This is a genomic window from Arthrobacter sp. KBS0702 (assembly GCF_005937985.2).
GTDB lineage: Bacteria > Actinomycetota > Actinomycetes > Actinomycetales > Micrococcaceae > Arthrobacter.
On the sequence record NZ_CP042172.1, the window covers coordinates 1,493,600 to 1,510,517 of the forward strand.

The 16,918-nt window shown below is 70.4% G+C and carries 11 protein-coding genes; 7 read left to right on the forward strand and 4 right to left on the reverse strand.

The features are described from left to right. Positions 1-4 precede the first annotated feature (4 nt). Complete coding sequence (gene cydD / locus FFF93_RS06795; protein ID WP_138769587.1) at positions 5-3,454, forward strand: thiol reductant ABC exporter subunit CydD; 3,450 nt, start codon at positions 5-7, stop codon at positions 3,452-3,454. A 52-nt stretch (positions 3,455-3,506) separates the two neighbouring features. Here the strand turns inward: cydD and FFF93_RS06800 are convergent, their stop codons facing one another. Together FFF93_RS06800 and FFF93_RS06805 are read right to left on the reverse strand one after the other, a co-directional pair. Further along, the gene (locus FFF93_RS06800) at positions 3,507-4,571 is read right to left on the reverse strand and encodes a sodium:calcium antiporter (RefSeq protein ID WP_138769586.1); all 1,065 of its coding nucleotides are present in this window, start codon (positions 4,569-4,571) and stop codon (positions 3,507-3,509) included. Between the two features lie 8 nt (positions 4,572-4,579). Beyond that, a complete protein-coding gene (locus FFF93_RS06805) occupies positions 4,580-5,098 on the reverse strand; it encodes a DinB family protein (RefSeq protein ID WP_138769585.1) in 519 nt (172 codons plus the stop codon). A 64-nt stretch (positions 5,099-5,162) separates the two neighbouring features. Between FFF93_RS06805 and FFF93_RS06810 the strand changes: the two genes are divergently transcribed. From FFF93_RS06810 to FFF93_RS06820, 3 genes are all read left to right on the forward strand, one after another. After that, the gene (locus FFF93_RS06810; protein ID WP_138769584.1) at positions 5,163-5,546 is read left to right on the forward strand and encodes a VOC family protein; all 384 of its coding nucleotides are present in this window, start codon (positions 5,163-5,165) and stop codon (positions 5,544-5,546) included. Between the two features lie 104 nt (positions 5,547-5,650). Then, a complete protein-coding gene (locus FFF93_RS06815) occupies positions 5,651-6,604 on the forward strand; it encodes an ABC transporter ATP-binding protein (protein WP_138769583.1) in 954 nt (317 codons plus the stop codon). Next, positions 6,594-7,394 carry an ABC transporter permease subunit gene (locus tag FFF93_RS06820; protein ID WP_138769582.1) on the forward strand — a complete coding sequence of 267 codons (801 nt, stop codon included), beginning with the start codon at positions 6,594-6,596 and terminating at the stop codon, positions 7,392-7,394. The genes FFF93_RS06815 and FFF93_RS06820 overlap by 11 nt, the downstream gene beginning before the upstream one ends. A 409-nt stretch (positions 7,395-7,803) precedes the next feature. Here the strand turns inward: FFF93_RS06820 and FFF93_RS06825 are convergent, their stop codons facing one another. Then, positions 7,804-10,320 (reverse strand): DNA topoisomerase (ATP-hydrolyzing) subunit A, encoded by a 2,517-nt coding sequence (locus tag FFF93_RS06825; protein WP_138769581.1) that lies wholly within the window; start codon positions 10,318-10,320, stop codon positions 7,804-7,806. Between the two features lie 67 nt (positions 10,321-10,387). Between FFF93_RS06825 and FFF93_RS06830 the strand changes: the two genes are divergently transcribed. The 3 genes from FFF93_RS06830 to FFF93_RS06840 all read left to right on the forward strand — a co-directional run bounded on the left by FFF93_RS06830 (position 10,388) and on the right by FFF93_RS06840 (position 15,212). Beyond that, complete coding sequence (locus tag FFF93_RS06830; RefSeq protein ID WP_138769580.1) at positions 10,388-13,093, forward strand: GNAT family N-acetyltransferase; 2,706 nt, start codon at positions 10,388-10,390, stop codon at positions 13,091-13,093. A gap of 105 nt (positions 13,094-13,198) precedes the next feature. Beyond that, positions 13,199-13,939 carry a DUF5998 family protein gene (locus FFF93_RS06835; protein ID WP_138769579.1) on the forward strand — a complete coding sequence of 247 codons (741 nt, stop codon included), beginning with the start codon at positions 13,199-13,201 and terminating at the stop codon, positions 13,937-13,939. Between the two features lie 79 nt (positions 13,940-14,018). Then, entirely contained in the window at positions 14,019-15,212 is a 1,194-nt protein-coding gene (locus tag FFF93_RS06840; protein WP_261375408.1) for an alkaline phosphatase family protein, read from the forward strand. A gap of 55 nt (positions 15,213-15,267) precedes the next feature. On the opposite strand, the gene sepH is transcribed toward FFF93_RS06840, so the two are convergent. Next, entirely contained in the window at positions 15,268-16,746 is a 1,479-nt protein-coding gene (gene sepH / locus FFF93_RS06845) for a septation protein SepH (protein WP_138769578.1), read from the reverse strand. Positions 16,747-16,918: the final 172 nt, after the last annotated feature.

Here is a 16,918-nt window from a genome sequence, read left to right on the forward strand (position 1 = left end):
CCCGATGAAACCGCAGTTCCCGACCGGCCCCGCCACCCGCTCCGCGCTTTACCTACTGGGGCTCCTGGCTGCCCTCAAAGCGCTGTCCCTGGTGCTGATGGGGCAGGCGGTCGCCGCCATGCTGGTGGGCCTGATCGCGCACAGCCCCGCCTGGGCCGAACAGCTGAGCTGGGGCTTGGCCGGGGTGGTGCTGCGCTCGCTGACCGTGTGGGCGCAGGCCGTGGCCTCCCGGCGCGCCGTGCTGGGGGTGAAGGAGGAACTGCGCTCCCGGCTGCTCGAGCGGTCCCTGCATACCGGGATCCGCGCCGCCGGTCCGGCCGACGGCGGACTCGCCGTGCTGGCGACCCGCGGGCTGGACGCGCTGGACAACTACTACACCCAGTTCCTGCCCGCCCTGGTGAACTGCGCCGCCATTCCGCTGCTGTTGGGGGCCCGGATCCTGTTCGCGGATTGGATCAGCGCCGTCGTGATCGTCCTGACCGTCCCGCTCGTGCCGCTGTTCATGGTCCTGATCGGCCGCTTCACCCAGGACCGGGTCCGGGACGCCCAGGCGGCGCTGTCCCGGCTCTCCGGCCACATGCTGGAACTCGCCAAGGGCCTCCCCGTGCTGGTGGGACTGGGCCGCGCGACCGCCCAGCGCAAGGCCCTTGAGGACATCTCGGAAGAATACCGGTCCAAGACCATGGGGACCCTGCGCACCGCCTTCCTCTCGGCGCTCGCCCTGGAGCTCATCGCCACGATCTCCGTCGCCGTGGTGGCCGTCTTCATCGGCGTCCGGCTGGTTCACGGGGACATGGGCCTCGAGGCCGGACTGCTGGCCCTGATCCTGGCCCCCGACTGCTACCTGCCGCTGCGCGAACTCGGCACCGCGCACCACGCCAGTGACGAAGGCCGGGCCGCGCTCGCCGACACCACTGAGGTACTCGACGCCGCCCAGGCCGCACCGCTCGTCCCCGCTCCGGTCCGCCGGGACGGCGGCGTTCACGTTCCGCCGGCCGTCACGGTCCAAGGACTGGCCGTTCGCTACGCCGGCCGCACGGAGGCCGCCGTCGGACCGCTGAGCTTCACCGCGGCTCCCGGCGAAATCACCGCCCTGGACGGACCAAGCGGGGCGGGAAAGAGCACCGTGCTCGGGGTGCTGGCAGGCACCATCGGTGCCGGCGCCGGCACGGACGTGACCGGGGAGCTGGAGGGATTCACGACGGCGGACCTCGCCTGGGTGCCGCAGCACCCCGTGATGGTGGAACCCACGGTGCTGGCGGAGGTCCTGCTTTATCTCGGGGCCGCCCCGGAGCGGTCCCTGGACCGGCCGGCGGCGCAGTCCAGCCCCGAGGCCACTGCCGAGGCCCTGCGTTGCCTCGCCGCCTGCGCGGCTGACCATCTTGCCGCGAAGCATCCGGCCGAGCTCAGCCCGGGGGAGCTGCGCCGGGTGGCCGTGGCCCGCGGGCTGGCCCGGATCGCGGCCGGCGCCACGGTGTTGCTCCTGGACGAGCCCACCGCACACCTGGACCGGGCCTCGGCCGACGCGGTCAGCCGCAGTATCGCCGGGCTGCGGGGGAAGGCCACCGTGCTGCTGGTCGCCCACGACCGGCAGACCCGGGAACTCGCGGACCGGCTGGTGGCCGTGGGGGCGCGCTCCGGCGCGGCCGCGACCGCCACGGACTCCCCGGCCGCCGGCAGCACCGGACCTTCGGCTACCGCGGCGGCCGGCGATCATGGTGCGGAACCGTCCGGCAGCGTGGTTGACCCGGCGGACAGTGGCGCCCGCGCCGGGACGGCGGCATCCCAGCTGCGCCGGTTGCTGGCGCCGGTGGCCGAGAAATTTGCCGGCGCCGGCGTCGTCGGCGTCCTGGCCGCGCTGTTCGCCGTGGCCCTCGCCGGGTTGTCCGGCTGGCTCATCATCCGCGCCAGCGAACAGCCGCCCATCCTGTACCTGCTTACCGCCATCGTGGGGGTGCGTTTCTTCGGGGTCGGCCGGGCCGCCCTGCGGTATGCCGAACGGCTGCTCCTGCATGACGCTGTGTTCACCGCGCTGACGCGGCTCCGCGGCCGGCTCTGGGAGTCGCTGAGCCGGCGGGCACTGTCGCTTCGGCGGCTCTTGCAGGGTGGCAACGTGCTGGGGGCCGTGGTGGACGACGTGGACACCGTCCGGGAGTTGCTGCCGCGGGTGGTCCTGCCGCCGCTGACGGCCGCGGCCGTCGGTGCGGCCGCGGTCGTGGGTATCGGGCTGCTGCTGCCGGCAGCCCTGCCGGCCGCGATTGCCGGTGCTGCGGTCAGTCTCGCGGCCGCGCCGGCCCTTGCGCTGCTCGCGGACCGGATGTCCGCCCGCGCCGAACAGCAGCTGCGCTCCGGTGTGCTGCGCCGGGTCGCTGCGGCCCTGGAGGCGCGCGCCGAACTCCACGCCAACGGCGTCGGCGCCCCGGTCCTGGACGCCATCCACCGGGCCGACCGGGCCGCAACGGTTGCGTCGCAGCGGTCGGCCCTGGCCGAGGGGCTCGGGCAGGGACTCACCGTGCTGGCCTGCGGGGCCGCCGCGCTGGCGAGCGTCGTCCTCGCCGCGGCCCCGGTCTTCCGCGGCACGGCGGAGCCGGCGACGGTCGCCGTCGTTGTGCTGCTTCAGCTGGCCCTGGTGGAACCGTACGCGGCCATCACGACGGCGGTCCGGCAGTACCCGGCGCTGCGTTCGGTGCTGCGGCGCATCAGCGCCTCCGGCGTCCTCGCCCCCGAGGAGCAGGAATCGCCCGGGACCGTGCCGCTGGCCGCGCGGCCCGGTGGGCGGCCCGGCGTGGAACTCCGGCACCTGGCGGCTGCGTGGCCGGGCGGGCCCGAGGTCTTCAGCGGCCTGTCCGCCAGCGCCGAACCCGGCCGCTGGCTGGCCGTGACCGGCGCATCCGGGTCCGGCAAGTCCACCCTGCTCGCCACCATGCTTGGCTTCCTGCCGGCCGCCGGGGGACAGCTGCTCCTGACCGGCCGCGCCGCCTGGTGCCCGCAGGAGGCGCACCTCTTCGACTCCACCATCCGCGGCAACCTGATGCTCGGACTCCCCGAGACCGCACGCCCTGCGGCCGCGGCCGGGGCGGGGCCCGGGGAGCTCGAGCGGCAGCTGGCTGATGCGCTGTCCGCCGTCGGCCTGGAACCGTTGCTGGAGCGGCTCGACGGCGGGCTGGACACCCCCATCGGCCCGGGCGGCGCCTTCCTCAGCGGCGGCGAGCGCCAGCGGCTGGCCGTGGCCCGCACGTTGCTGACCGGCGCCGACGTGATCCTGCTCGACGAACCCACGGCGCACCTGGACGCGGAGGCAGGGCGGCACATGCTGGCCGAACTGCGCCGCGGGCTGGCCGGCCGAACGGTGGTCCTGGTGACGCACAACCCGGAGGACATCCGCCCGGAGGACAGCCGGCTGGACCTGGATCGTGCGGCGTCGCAGGCGGAACCGGTGCTGGCGCGGGGATAGCCGCCGGCCCGGCTGCGGTGGCTGGTCCTGGATCGGGCGTCAGTGAGGTCGGTTAAGCGGACGAGGCAACAGCGAACAGTCCCGCGACACCAAGCAGGTAGAGGCTGAGGACGACGAGCGAATCGACGCCCATCCCCAGAATTTTGCGGCTAGGACGGAAAATCAGGCCAAGCATGTAGACGAGGGTCAGGAGGATAGCCAGGGCGGTGAGGTAAATGTCTGTGGCGTGTGCCTGCGGCAGTACGGGCTTTCCGGAGATGAGCACGGCTGCAAGGAACAACACGGGGAGGAACGCGTTCCCGCCGAAGATGTCGCTGAAGGCGAGCTTGTAGTCGCCCTTTTTCACGGATGTCAGGCCGGTGGAGATTTCCGGCAATGCTGTCGCCAAAGCGAGGAACGTCGCGCCGAAGAGGACGCCGGAGAGCCCGATGTGCCCGGCGATCGCCTCGCCGCTGCGTTCGAGAAGCACGCCTGCGCCAAGCGTGGCGGCCGCCGCGACCAGGAATATCAACAGCGACGTCGCCGTACGCGGGGACTTCTTGCCGCTTGACTGCGTTGTCTTGCTGTGGCCTTGGGGCTGCGTCTGGCTGTCGGGAGCGTGGCCCTGACCGTGCCACGGGAGGGATTTCTGGGATCGTTGTACCAGGAAGAGGCCCAGCAGCCAGATCAGGACGATCAGCACTGTTGCAGGCGTGAGCCTGAACAGGACCAGGCCCGGAGGCATCTGGCTTCCGGCGATCACCACGCCAAGCACACCGACCACGGTGACGGCCTCGATGACGAGGGACAGGGACCCCGCCCGGTACGTGAGGGGTCTCTTGCCTTTGTTTCCGAAGGCATCCAAGATCACGAGCACTACCGTCTGGATAGCGATGCCGCCGAGAATGTTGCCGACCGCGACTCCCACGTTGCCGGCTGCCGCCGCACTAAAGGTGATGGCAATTTCCGGGAGGTTCGTGGCGACGGCCAGGAGAATCAACCCGCCAAGGGCGGACCCGAGATGAAACCTGGCGTCAAGAACGTCTGTTTGCTTGGATAGCTGCGTTCCTGCCACCCAGATCACTGCCGCGGCCGCGGCGAAAATGAGAACCAGGAACCCCAGTGCCATAGATTCCATGGGGTGCGCTATCCATCCACATCGTGAAGGTGGTGCACGACGTCGTGCAGGAAGTACTGCGCGAACGTCAGCACCGTGAATTCCGAGCCGTTGCTGCGGGTGCCCTTGCGGTCCCAGTCCCGCTCCGGGACGCGGCCAAAGGACGCGGCGATCTGTTCGCCCTCGGCCGTCAGGGCGGCGCTCACCTCGGCCGGATCGGCGCCGGCGTAGTCCTGCTCGACCGCGGTCCGGTCCTGGTCCCAGTCCTCGAAGCGGGCGTCGTCCTCGGTGAGCATGAGGTCGAGGCGGTGGTCAAAGAGTGTGAACACGTCCCGGACATGGCAGGCGTACTCCAGCGGCGACCAGGTGTCCTCATCCGGGCGCACTGCGGCGTCCGGGCGGCGCAGCACGGCCCGCCAGCGCGGCAGCATGTTGGCGAGCTGTCCCGGCGTCGTGGCCGGGGTGCAGGTGGAGGCGTCGAAACCGCACTCGGGGCACGGCCGGGCGAGCACCCAGGTCCAGTCTTTTTGATCGGGCACGATAGGCATGTCTGCAGTCTAGGGGAAGGAGTAGGATGCGTTCCGGGGGAAGGGCCTGGAAAGGAACATAGCCATGCTCAAAGACCACCCGGTCGGCGCCGTTCTGCCGGCCGCGGACCTCGCCCGTGCGCGGGGTTTCTACCGCGACAAACTCGGACTTGAACCGGATAACCCGGATGCCGAGGACAACCTGATGTACACGTGCGGCGCCGGCAGCAGATTCCTGCTGTACCAGACGCCCAACGCGGGATCGGCCAAGAACACCCAGATGGGATGGATGGTCCCCGACGTGCCGGCCACTGTCGCCGAGCTGCGCGCGGCGGGGGTCGTCTTCGAGGAGTACGATTTCCCGGGCCTGAAGACTGAAGACGGCATTGCCACCCTGCCGGACGGAAGCACCGCGGCCTGGTTCCTCGACAGCGAGGGCAACATCCTGAATATCAACTCGGGGATGTAGCGACCCCGCACTGATCCCGGGCCGCCATGCGTGGCGGCGGCCCGGGATTCGGCGCGGGCCCAAAGACTCTGGAACGGTCAGCCGCTGCCGCCCAGACTAGGCGCATGTGCGCGGAAGCCCTGGTTCGGCTCGATGGCCTCAGTAAGCGGTTTGGCAAGAGCACCGCGCTCGACGGCGTCAGCCTCACCATCGAAGCCGGGGAGGTCTTCGGCTATCTGGGGCCGAACGGCGCGGGTAAGACCACCACCATCCGGCTGATCATGGGGATGCTGCGGCCCACCTCGGGCACCGCCAAGGTGCTGGGCCTCGATACCTGGCAGCAGTCCGTGCAGGTACACCGCCTGGTGGGGTACGTCCCGGGCGAGCCGGCCCTCTACGATCGGCTCACCGGGCACCAGCACGTCGCCTACTGCTCCCACCTGCGGCACCGTGATGATGCGAAACGCGCAGCCCAGCTCGCGGACCGGCTCGGCCTGGACCTGGACCGGCCCGCCCGCACCCTCTCCCGGGGGAACCGGCAGAAGCTCGCCGTCATCCTGGCTGTGATGTCCCGGCCGCGGCTGCTGGTCCTGGATGAACCCACCAGCGGGATCGACCCCTTGGTCCAGCAGGTCTTTCACGCCATCTTGCTCGAACACACCGCCGACGGCGGCTCTGCGCTGTTCTCCTCCCACGTGCTGGGCGAGGTGGAGCGCGTCGCCGACCGGATCGGCGTCGTGCGCCGGGGAAAGCTCGTCGCGGTGGAGCGGCTGCGGGACCTCGCTGCACGGTCCCTGCACCAGGTGCGGGCCCGCTTCGCCGAGGAGGTGGCCCCGCCCGACTTCGCCGGGATCCCCGGCCTGCGGGATGTGGTGGTCGACGGGCGCGCGTTCAGCTGCAGTGCCCCGCAATCGGCCCTGGACGCCTTGCTGAAACGTGTCAGTGCGCGGCAGGTGGAGGACTTCGAGTGCGCCGAGGCCCCGCTGGAGGACACGTTCCTGAGCTATTACGGCACGGACCGCAACGGCGGCGCGGACGCCGGGGTCCCGGCAGGGGCCCGAGGCCGAGATGCTGCTTAGTGTCCTGGCGAAGACGCTCCGGGACCAGGGCCGGAGCCTGCTGGCATGGTCCGTTTCCCTGGTCCTGCTGGTGGCCATGTACGCGGCCGTGTGGCCCGCCGTCCGCGACCAGCCCTCGATGGGTGACTTCATCGACCAGATGCCCGAGGCGTTCCGTTCCATGTTCGCCACCTCCGGCGCGGATATGTCGACCCCCACCGGCTACATCCAGGTTGAACTGCTGTCCTTCATGGGACCGATCGCGGTCCTGCTCTACGCCATCAGCGCGGGTGCGGGGGCGATCGGCGGGGAGGAAGACCGCCACACCATGGACCTGCTGCTCTCCAACCCGGTGGGCCGCGGCCGGGTGGTGCTGGACAAGTTCCTGGCCATGGCTCTCGGCACGTTCCTGCTGGCAGCCGTGATGGGAGTATCGCTGGTACTTGAGGGCAAGCTCGTGGACCTGGAATTGCCCCCGGACAAGGTGGCCGCCACCATGTTCCACCTGGCCCTGCTCGGCGTCGTGTTTGGGGCGCTGGCGCTGGCGCTCTCCGCAGGCACCGGGAGGACCGGCCTGAGCCGCGGGGTACCCGCCGCGCTGGCGGTGTTCGCCTACATCGTCAATGCCCTGGCGCCGCTGGTGGACGCTTTCGACCGGGTCCAGAAGGTCTCGCCGTTCTTCCAGTACATTGCCCACGATCCGCTGAGGCAGGGCGTTGCCTGGGACGGGGTGGCCGTGTCCGTGACCACCGTCGCGGTGCTGCTGGCGCTCGCCGTCGTCGGCTTCCGACGCAGGGACGTCGCCGCCTGAACGCGTTTCCCAACCGACGGACTACCGGGGCATGGCAACGCGCTTTCCGTGCCGGAGTGGCTCACATGTGAGTGCGCCCCCGGTCATTTGCCACACATGGCCGCCATGGCGAAACCCTCAGCGGCCGTGGGTGGCAAATGGGTGAGCGGAGGGCGGTGCAGGGCGGGGCAAGGAGGCAATCTGCGGGTCGCGAGGCCGGGTGCCGTCGCGACCGTTCTCGTGCCGGGCCGGGCGTCCCGAGTAAGGACCCGTCCACAGGAGCGGCGTCCATCATTCGCCAGAGATGGCCGCATATACGGGCCTCACAGCGGCCGTCTGTGGCGAACGGGTGGACTTAATCCGGGGCGTCGGCAGCACGGGGTGAAGCACCGAGGCGCCCGGCACCACATTCGCGGCCTGCGAGCCCGGCCTACCCTTCCGGCGCGGCTTCCTCCGCCCAGGCCACGCTCGGGCCGATCGCGTCGATGGCCTGGGAGAGCGGGATGCCGGAGCCGTCGCGGCGGCCGTGCTCGCCCGGCAGGGAGCGGGCAACCCCGGCCAGCGAGGACGCCTTCGCCGGGCCGTGGCCCGCCCAGGCGAGCAGCAGGGTGTCTTCGCCCTTGAGGAAGCGGTGCGCACGGACCCCTGCCGTGCCGCGGCCCTTGGCCGGGTACTCGGCCAGTGCCGTCACCTTGGCCGCGCCGGGCGCGGTGCCCGGCAACGCGCCCTCGGCGCCGGCGATGGTGACCACCACGGCGGCGTCGTCGTCTGAGCGGGCCGTGCCGAAGTGCAACACCCGGTCCCCGGCAGCCAGCTTGATCCCGGCCATGCCGCCGGCGGTGCGTCCCTGCGGCCGGACCGCGGAGGCGCTGAAGTGCAGCAGCTGGGCCTGGCGCGTCACGAAGACCAGCTCGACGTCGTCGCCGGCGGCGGGCTCGACGCCCACCACGGTGTCCTTGTCCTTGAGCGCGATCACTTCCCAGTCCTCGCGGTTCAGCGGGTAGTCAGGCTGGACACGTTTGACCACGCCCTGCGCGGTCCCGATCGCGAGGACCTGGTCCAGCGGGGCGAACGCGACGAGGGTTTCGCCCTTGAGCAGCGTGATGAAGTCCCTGGCCGGCACACCGCCGGCCATATTGGGGGTTCCGGAGGTGGGCGGGAGCACCGGCATGTCCATCACCTGGAGCCGCAGCATGCGGCCCTGGGAGGTGACCGCGGCGATCTCGCCGCGCGCGGAGGTCTTGACCACAGAGCGGAACACGTCGTGCTTGGTCCGCGGCCCTGACTCAGCGAGGCTGTCCTGGTTGGCCGTGCGGGCGATCTGGCCGGACGCCGTCAGGATGGCCCAGCAGGGGTCGTCCGCGATCTCCAGGGCCAGCGGGGCGGCCTTGCCCTTGGCGCCGGGCGCCGCGAGGGCGGCGGCGACCGTGGGGGAGACGGCCTCGGATTCGAGCAGCACGGTCCGGCGCGGGGTGCCGTACTTGTCCGCGAGTTCACCGAGTTCGTCGGAGACCAGCCCGCGCAGCAGCTCGGGCGAGTCCAGGATCGCCTGAAGCTCGGCGATCTCTCGGCGCAGCTCGTCCTGTTCCTTCTCCAGCTCGATCCGGGAGTACTTGGTCAGCTGCCGGAGCCGCAGTTCCAGGATGTAGTTCGCCTGGATCTCGGTGAGGTCGTAGATGGACATCAGCCGCGTCCGGGCCTCTGCCGATTCGTCCGAGGAACGGATGATCTGGATGACCTCGTCGATGTCCACGATCGCGATGAGCATGCCCTCGACCAGGTGCAGGCGGTCCTTCTTCTTGCCCAGCCGGAACGAGGTGCGGCGCCGCACCACGTTGATCCGGTGGTTCACGTAAACGGAGAGCAGCTCGAGCAGGCCCAGGGTCTGCGGTTGCCCGTCGACGAGCGTGACGTTGTTGATGCCGAAGGAGTCCTCCATCGGCGTGAACCGGTAGAGCTGCTGGAGCACCGCGTTCGGGTTGAACCCGTTCTTCAGCTCGATCACGAGCCGCAGCCCGTGCTTGCGGTCGGTCAGGTCCACAATGTCGCTGATGCCGGTCAGTTTCTTGCCGTTGACCGCGTCCTTGATCTTCTCGATCACCTTCTCCGGGCCCACCATGTATGGCAGTTCCGTGACCACGAGGCCGGTACGGCGAGCCGAGAGCTGTTCGACGTCCACCTTGGCCCGGGTCTTGAAGGAGCCGCGGCCGGTGGCGTAGGCATCGCGGATGCCATCCAGCCCCACGATCCGGCCCCCGGTGGGCAGGTCCGGCCCGGGGACGAACTTCATGATGTCCTCGAGCGTGGCGTCCGGGTGCGCGATCAGGTGCCGGGCCGCCGCCACCACTTCGGCAAGGTTGTGCGGGGCCATGTTGGTGGCCATACCGACGGCGATGCCCGTGGCGCCGTTGACCAAAAGGTTCGGGAACGCCGCCGGCAGTACGTCCGGCTGGGTGAGCTGGTTGTCGTAGTTCGGGACGAAGTCCACCACGTCTTCGTCGAGGTGGTCCGTCAGGGTCAGCGCCGCCGCGGCCAGCCGGGCCTCGGTGTACCGGGGGGCCGCCGGGCCGTCGTCGAGCGAGCCGAAGTTGCCGTGGCCGTCGATCAGCGGCAGCCGCAGGGAGAAGTCCTGCGCCATCCGCACCATGGCGTCATAGATGGCGGTGTCGCCGTGCGGGTGGAGCTTACCCATCACTTCGCCCACCACGCGGGCGCTCTTGACGTGGCCGCGGTCCGGGCGCAGGCCCATCTCGCTCATCATGTACAGGATGCGCCGCTGCACGGGCTTGAGGCCGTCGCGGGCGTCGGGCAGGGCCCGGGAGTAGATGACCGAATAGGCGTACTCCAGGAACGAGCCTTCCATTTCGGAAGTGACGTCGATGTCGACGATGTTCTCGACGAAGTCCGGGGCTTCCCCTGCCGGGGGCGTGGTTTGGCGGCGTGCCATGAGGCGGGTGGATCCTTCTTCGGGGTGCTGAACGGGTACTGCGTAAGTTTATGGCTAGGCTAAGCCTATGGTGGATCAGCCCGCGGACGGCGTATATCCGGAACATTGGGAAGCTGATGTCGTGCTGCGCGACGGCGGCACCGCGCACCTTCGCCCCATCCACCCCGCCGACGCCGACGCCGTGCAGGCTTTCCACGTGGGCCAGTCGCAGAAGTCCATCTACATGCGCTTCTTCGCCTTCAAGTCCAAACTTTCCGCCAAGGAACTCAAGCGGTTCACCGAGGTCGACTACAAGGACCGGGTGGCCCTCGTGATCACCATCGGCGGCGAAATCATGGGCATCGGCCGCTACGACCGGCTCGATGACCCGGAGGAGGCGGAGGTGGCCTTCAATATCGCCGACGCGCACCAGGGCCGCGGGATCGGCTCCATCCTGCTCGAACACCTGGCCGCCGCGGCCCGGGAGAACGGCATCCGCAAGTTCAGCGCCGAAGTGCTGCCGGAGAACCGCAAGATGCTGATGGTCTTCTCGGACGCCGGCTACGACGTCAAACGGCACTTCGACGACGGCGTCGTGAGCCTTGAATTCAACATCGACCCCACGGACAAGTCCCGGGCCGTGATGGAGTCCCGCGAACACCGCGCCGAGGCCCGCAGCATCCAGGAGCTGCTCGCGCCGTCCTCCGTGGCCGTGATCGGGGCCAGCCGCAAGTGGGGCACCGTGGGCTACCAGTTGCTGGAGCACATCATTGAGGGCCACTTCACCGGCCCGGTCTACGCGATCAACCCCGAGGCCCTGGAACTGGCCGGCATGCTGTCCTTCGCCAAGCTCTCCGAGGTGCCCGGCCCGGTCAACCTCGCGATCATCGCGGTCCCGTATGACGAGGTCCCGAAGGTGGTCCAGGAGTGCGCCGAGGCCGGGGTCAAGGGCATCGTGGTGGCCACCGCCGGCTACGCGGAGGACGGCGAACGCGGCCTCGCCCGGCAGCGTGAACTGGTCCGGCAGGCCCGCGCCAACGGGATGCGTGTGATCGGCCCCGCCTCGCTCGGGATCGTCAACACCAACCCCGCCGTGTCCCTCAACGCCTCGATGGCGCCCTCGCTGGCCCGCCGCGGCGGGCTTGGCCTGTTCAGCCAGTCGGCGGCGATCGGTGTTTCGCTCTACGCCGCTTCCAGCCGCCGCCGGGTGGGCATCTCCACGTTCCTCTCCGCCGGAAACCGCGCGGACGTGTCCGGCAACGACATGATGCAGTTCTGGGAGGACGACGCCGATACCACCGCCGTCGGGCTGTATCTCGAATCCATCGGCAATCCGCGCAAGTTCTCCCGGCTGGCCCGGCGGCTCGCTCGGACCAAACCGGTGATCGTGGCCAAGTCCGACGCCATGGGGCTGAACCTGCCGCCGGGGCATGCCGTGCGCACCACCCAGGCGCCGCCCGAAGCCTTGGACGCCATGATGCGCCAGGCAGGCGTAATCAGGGTGGAAACCATCGAGCAGCTCATGGACGTCGCCCAGATTGTCTCCAGCCAGCCGCTGCCCCAGGGCCCCGGCGTCGCCGTGTTCAGCAACTCGAGTGCGCTTGGCAAGGTGGTGGCGGACCGGGCGGCCGCGGCCGGTCTCGGCGTGGAGCGGATCGTCGCGGACGTCGACCTGGACGCCGGCATGTCCCGGGCGCTGCCGGCGCTGCGCCGCAGCCTGCAGGAGACGCTGACCATCGAGTCGGTCCACGCCGTGGTGGTCGCCCTGCTGCCGGCCCGCGGGCTCACCGTGGAGAAGATCGGCGCGGTGCTGGCCGAGTGCTCGGCTGCCGCGGCGAAACCCGTGGTGGCGGCGTTCACCGGCCTCCTTGACCCGTCCATCTACGTCGAGGGTATGGTCGGGGCCGCCGAGGACGACGCGGCGGAATCCTCCGCCGGGGTGCCCTGCTATTCCAACCCCGGGGCCGCCGTCGCCGCCCTCGCCGCGGTGGTGCGGTACGCCCAGTGGGTGGTCCGCGACCAGGGCCTGTTCGTGGAACCCGAAGGCTGCGATCCCGAGGGCGCCCACGAGGACCTGGAGGAACTGCTCCGGCCCGTCGGCGGCGAACAGCTGGTCCGGCTGGATCCGGCCGCGGCCGCCCGGCTGCTGGGTTTTTACGGCATCCGTGTGCTGCCCTCCGAAGGATTTGAGAGCGAGGACGACGCCGTCGCTGCCGCCGACCGGCTGGGCTGGCCGGTGGCGCTGAAAACCACCGACCCGGCGCTGCGGCACCGGCTGGACCTGGGCGGGGTGCGCCTGGACATCCAAGACGCCGACTCGCTGCGTCGCAACATTGTGCAGATGCGCAAGTCACTGCAGCGCTACGGCTCGCCATCCCTGGAGGTGCAGTCGATGGCCCCGGTGGGGCAGGCCTGCACGTTCCGCGCCATCGAGGACCCGCTGCTGGGCCCGGTGGTGTCCTTCGGGCTCGCCGGCGACGCGGTCAACCTGCTCGATGACTGGGCGCACCGGGTTCCGCCGCTCTCCAACTCGGACGTCCACGACTTCATCCGCGCACCCCGCGCCTCCCGCAAACTCTTCGGCTACCAGGGCCTGCCCGCCGTCGACGCCGCCGCGCTCGAGGATCTCGCGGCCCGGCTGACCCGGCTCAAGGACAACCACCCGGAGATCGTGCTGGTGGAGTTCAACCCGGTCCTGGCCGGTCCCGAGGGCGCGGTGATCCTGGCAGCCGACGTCCGCATTGCCAACGCCGCGCAGCGCACCGACACGGCACGGCGGGCCATGCGCAACTAGCACGCAGGCCACCGCGCGGGAGCATGGGCCGGCTGGGCAGGAACAGCAGGGCAGGAACAGCACGGCAGTTAGCAAGTCCCCAGCCGATCTGTGAAAATGGAAGCCATGAGCTCCCAGCCTCCAGCATCCAAGCCCCAGGCGCCGGCCCCCGCCCGCCACGGCTCGCACCACGGCCTGCACGACCACAGCGCGCAGGGCCAGAGCCTGGAAGGCGCCCTCCAGCAGGCAGGCTTCTACCCCCGCCTAGTCGCCGACGTCGTCGCCGACGCCCTGGACGGCCGGGACTGCGTGGCCCACCTCGTCCACCTCGAGACCCACTTCGACCGGGCCGAGGTGCGCCGGCACATCACCGTGCTGGTGCTGACCGAGGACATGCTGGTCATCACGCATGTGGACGACCAGCAGCTCGACGAGGCCGGCGAGCAAATCGTCGCCCAGGTCTCCACCGAATCCGTTCCGGTGACGCAGATCCGTTCCGTGGTGCTCAGCTACGTCTACGCCCAGCCGCAGGACTACAAGCCCTCGGACCCGGTCCGTGAACTGACCCTGTCGATCGCCTGGTCCGGCGGCCAGCGCCTCGATATGGGTCCGGCCAGCTGCGGCGACCCGCAGTGCGAGGCCGACCACGGCTACAGCGGCACCATCGCGCAGGAGGACATCGTTCTGCGGATCAGCGCGGAGGCGGACGGTCTCCAGGCCGTCCAGGACGCCAAGCTGTTCGCCCGGGCGCTCCGGGCCGTGAACACCGGCTCCACCGCGCCCGCCGCGCACGGAGTCTCGGCGCTGCCGCAGCGTCCCCGCGCCGGCGTCTTCGGAAACCGCCTCAGCCGCGGCCACCAGCGCTGAAATGATGCCGGTCCGTGCCTCCCAGTCCCCGGTGCCCGCCCCGCAGGCGCCCCTCCCGACCCCCGGCGGCCAGGCGGGGATGCCGGCCGCCCCGGCCTACGGGGACCGTTCCATCGCCGAGGTGCTCAGCAGCGCCGCGGCCAGCCTCGGCGTCCCGGGCTTCGACAACCGGCTGAAGCTCCCCGCCGCGAAGCATGTCTGCGTTGTCCTCGCCGACGGCCTGGGCCGGCAGCTGCTCAAACAGAAGTCAGCCCACACGCCGTTCCTGCGGTCCGTGCTGCAGGCGGGCCAGGGCGCCGTGCCGGCCTGGGTCGATTCGGCCTTCCCGTCCACGACTGTCGCGTCGCTGGCCAGCTTCGGCACCGGACTGCCCGCCGGACAGCACGGCATGGTCGGTTATGACGTCCTCGACCCGGACCAGGACCGGGTGGTCAACATGCTGGGCAACTGGGACGACGGCGTCGACCCGCAGCAATGGCAGCCGCTGCCCACTGTCTTCGAGCGGGCCGCCGGGCATGTCGACGTCAGCACCGTCGCCCTGCCGCGGTTCAGCGACTCCGCGATGACCAGGGCCGCGCTGCGGGGCGGACGCTTCCTGGCCGGGACCACCTCCCACGCCCGGACCGCCGCCGCGGGGGAGGCCATGGCCGCCGCCGAGAGCTCGCTGATGTACTTCTACGTCCACGAACTGGACAAGGCCGGGCACCGCTACGGCTGCCAGTCACCGCAGTGGGAACACCAGCTCGAAGAGCTGGACGCGACCGTGCGCCGGCTCAATGCAGCCCTCCCCGCCGGCACCACAGTGCTGGTCACCGGCGACCACGGAATGGTCGACGTTCCTGAACCGCAGCGGATCGACTACTCTGCCCACCCGGAGCTGATTGTCGGCGTCCGGCACACGGCGGGGGAGCCGCGCATGGTGCACCTCTACCTTGAGGACGGAACGGACGACGCCGGCCGGCGGCGGCTGCTGGACGCCTGGCGGACGCGGTTCGGCGACCGGATCTGGGCCTTCACCCGGGAAGAGGCGGTGGCCGCCGGGCTGTTCGGTGAAGTCCGCGGCCCGGTGACTGCACGGATCGGCGACGTCATGATCGCCGCCCGCGACGCGCTGGCCTTCTACGACACCCGGCGGGTCCAGGCGCGCGCGCTTGAGGTGGTCGGCCAGCACGGTTCGCTGACCAGGGCGGAGCGGGAGGTCCCGCTGCTGTGCTTCAAGGCTGAGGGGAAAACCGGCGGAGCGAAGGCTGCCCGCAAGGTTCCGCGGCGCTGAACCTCTTCCTGTTTCGGCCCTAGCCTGACGGGCGGTTCGTGCCGGGCGGTACGTGTTAGTCGCTGCGGGTGCCGAAGACGATTTCATCCCAGCTGGGAACGCTGGACCGCTTGGGCTTGGAGGGCTGGCGTTCCGGGGTTTCCGGCTCCCGCTCGTCGCGGGAGGAATCGCTGTGCGATGACTCTGTGCCGGACAGGTCCGGGCGGGCCGGGCCAGCGTGGGCCGGATCGGTGCGGGGGGAGGCCGGGCCCTGCGCTGCGGGGGAGCCGGCCTGCGCGCGCCGGGACGGTCCGCCGCCGAGCAGCTCATCCAGCCCGGGGCTGGACGTGGGACCGGTGCGGACCGGCCGCAACTGCGAAGCCGCGATGGTGATTTCGCGGGTCTCGGTGCTGACCCCGTCGTGCAGCTTCAGCGCGTCGTCGCCGTCGTCGTTGTCCTGGTGCCGCGGCGCCAGGCTCAGCCGCGAGAGCATTGAGGGCCGGGCGTCCCGGCGTCGCGCAAATGCATCAGGAACCGCATCCGGGCGAGGTTCCGAGTGCGGCTCGGTCTTGGCTGCCGACGGCGTCTCTTCCTCCGCAGCGGGCGCGGGTTTCCCGGAAGCGTCGTCGTGGCCGCCGCCGTCGTCCGTCGGCGGTGGGACCTCGGACGGCCGGGGGTGGGCGGCCGGAACACCGTTGGTTAGGAGCAGCGCCAAGGCGTCGTCGGCGTCCTCGTCAAGGCCCAGGCGGTGCCCGCGGCGTGACCGGAGCATGTCCAGCAGTCCGTCGGCGTCCTTTTCCTGCTGGGCCCCGAAGGGATGGACGACGCTGAGCTGCGCGGTGGCGGTGCGGGCCGCGGCCTCCGCGTCGGTTTCGAAATCGAAGGGGCGGTCCGAGACCGCGGAGAGCCTGCGGGCCGGGACCGGGCCGTCAATCGGCTCGAGTTCACTGAGCTGCTGGGCCCAGCGGTTGGCGTTCTGCAGCGACTTGCGCGCCGGACTGAACGTCCACATCGCCGGCGGCTCTTCGCCGATCGCGGCGTGGGCGCCGGACGGGGCTTCGAACCGGGCCACCACTTTCCAGCTGCCGTCCGGGCGGCGCCAGGAATCCCACTCCACGCTGGAGGGTTCGATCCCGTGGGCCCGGAGCCGGTGTGTGACCATCTCGTCCAGTGTGGCGGGCTGGTCGCCGAAGAAGGAGCGGTAGCTGTCGTGCCCTGCGGACGGGGACGCCACCTCGATCTTGCGGGCCTGCTGCGCGACGTACTCGCGTTCGGCAAGCACAGGGCCCTCGTAGCGCTGGACCTTCGCCAGCGGAATGCCGGAAAGTTCGGCCACCTCGGCGGCCGTGGCGCCGCTGCGGATCCTGGCCTGGATGTCGCGGGGGGACATGGCAATGGGCGCGGTGCCCACACCGGAAGCGGCCTTCGCCGGCGTCCGGCTGGCAGCCGTCCGAAGAGCCTCATCGATCGGCAGCTGGAACATCTCGCCGCCGGTGCCACTCAACAGGAGATGCTCCCCGTCGTCGTGGACGCCTACAAGCCGTAGATCCTGCATACAAATCCTCCACCCTGGCATTACTAACATTCGAAACTCTGCCACCGATGGGCAGCGAATCCGGTTAGGAGGGTGGGCGCGCCGTGATTTTCCGCGACTTTCCGCCTCATTCGGCGTGACTAGGGCAGGCCCTGTTGCACCCGGACCGCATGCCTCTGGTATTCGGCTTGGG

What these genes read in the sequence shown, in the direction of transcription:
- FFF93_RS06810 (WP_138769584.1), top strand. Translation starts at nt 5,163, where the DNA reads ATGCTCAAAGACCACCCGGTCGGCGCCGTTCTGCCGGCCGCGGACCTC.
- FFF93_RS06835 (WP_138769579.1), top strand. Translation starts at nt 13,199, where the DNA reads ATGAGCTCCCAGCCTCCAGCATCCAAGCCCCAGGCGCCGGCCCCCGCC.
- FFF93_RS06815 (WP_138769583.1), top strand. Translation starts at nt 5,651, where the DNA reads ATGTGCGCGGAAGCCCTGGTTCGGCTCGATGGCCTCAGTAAGCGGTTT.
- FFF93_RS06805 (WP_138769585.1), bottom strand. Translation starts at nt 5,098, where the DNA reads ATGCCTATCGTGCCCGATCAAAAAGACTGGACCTGGGTGCTCGCCCGG.
- cydD (WP_138769587.1), top strand. Translation starts at nt 5, where the DNA reads ATGAAACCGCAGTTCCCGACCGGCCCCGCCACCCGCTCCGCGCTTTAC.
- FFF93_RS06830 (WP_138769580.1), top strand. Translation starts at nt 10,388, where the DNA reads ATGGTGGATCAGCCCGCGGACGGCGTATATCCGGAACATTGGGAAGCT.
- FFF93_RS06840 (WP_261375408.1), top strand. Translation starts at nt 14,019, where the DNA reads ATGCCGGCCGCCCCGGCCTACGGGGACCGTTCCATCGCCGAGGTGCTC.
- FFF93_RS06800 (WP_138769586.1), bottom strand. Translation starts at nt 4,571, where the DNA reads ATGGAATCTATGGCACTGGGGTTCCTGGTTCTCATTTTCGCCGCGGCC.
- sepH (WP_138769578.1), bottom strand. Translation starts at nt 16,746, where the DNA reads ATGCAGGATCTACGGCTTGTAGGCGTCCACGACGACGGGGAGCATCTC.
- FFF93_RS06820 (WP_138769582.1), top strand. Translation starts at nt 6,594, where the DNA reads ATGCTGCTTAGTGTCCTGGCGAAGACGCTCCGGGACCAGGGCCGGAGC.
- FFF93_RS06825 (WP_138769581.1), bottom strand. Translation starts at nt 10,320, where the DNA reads ATGGCACGCCGCCAAACCACGCCCCCGGCAGGGGAAGCCCCGGACTTC.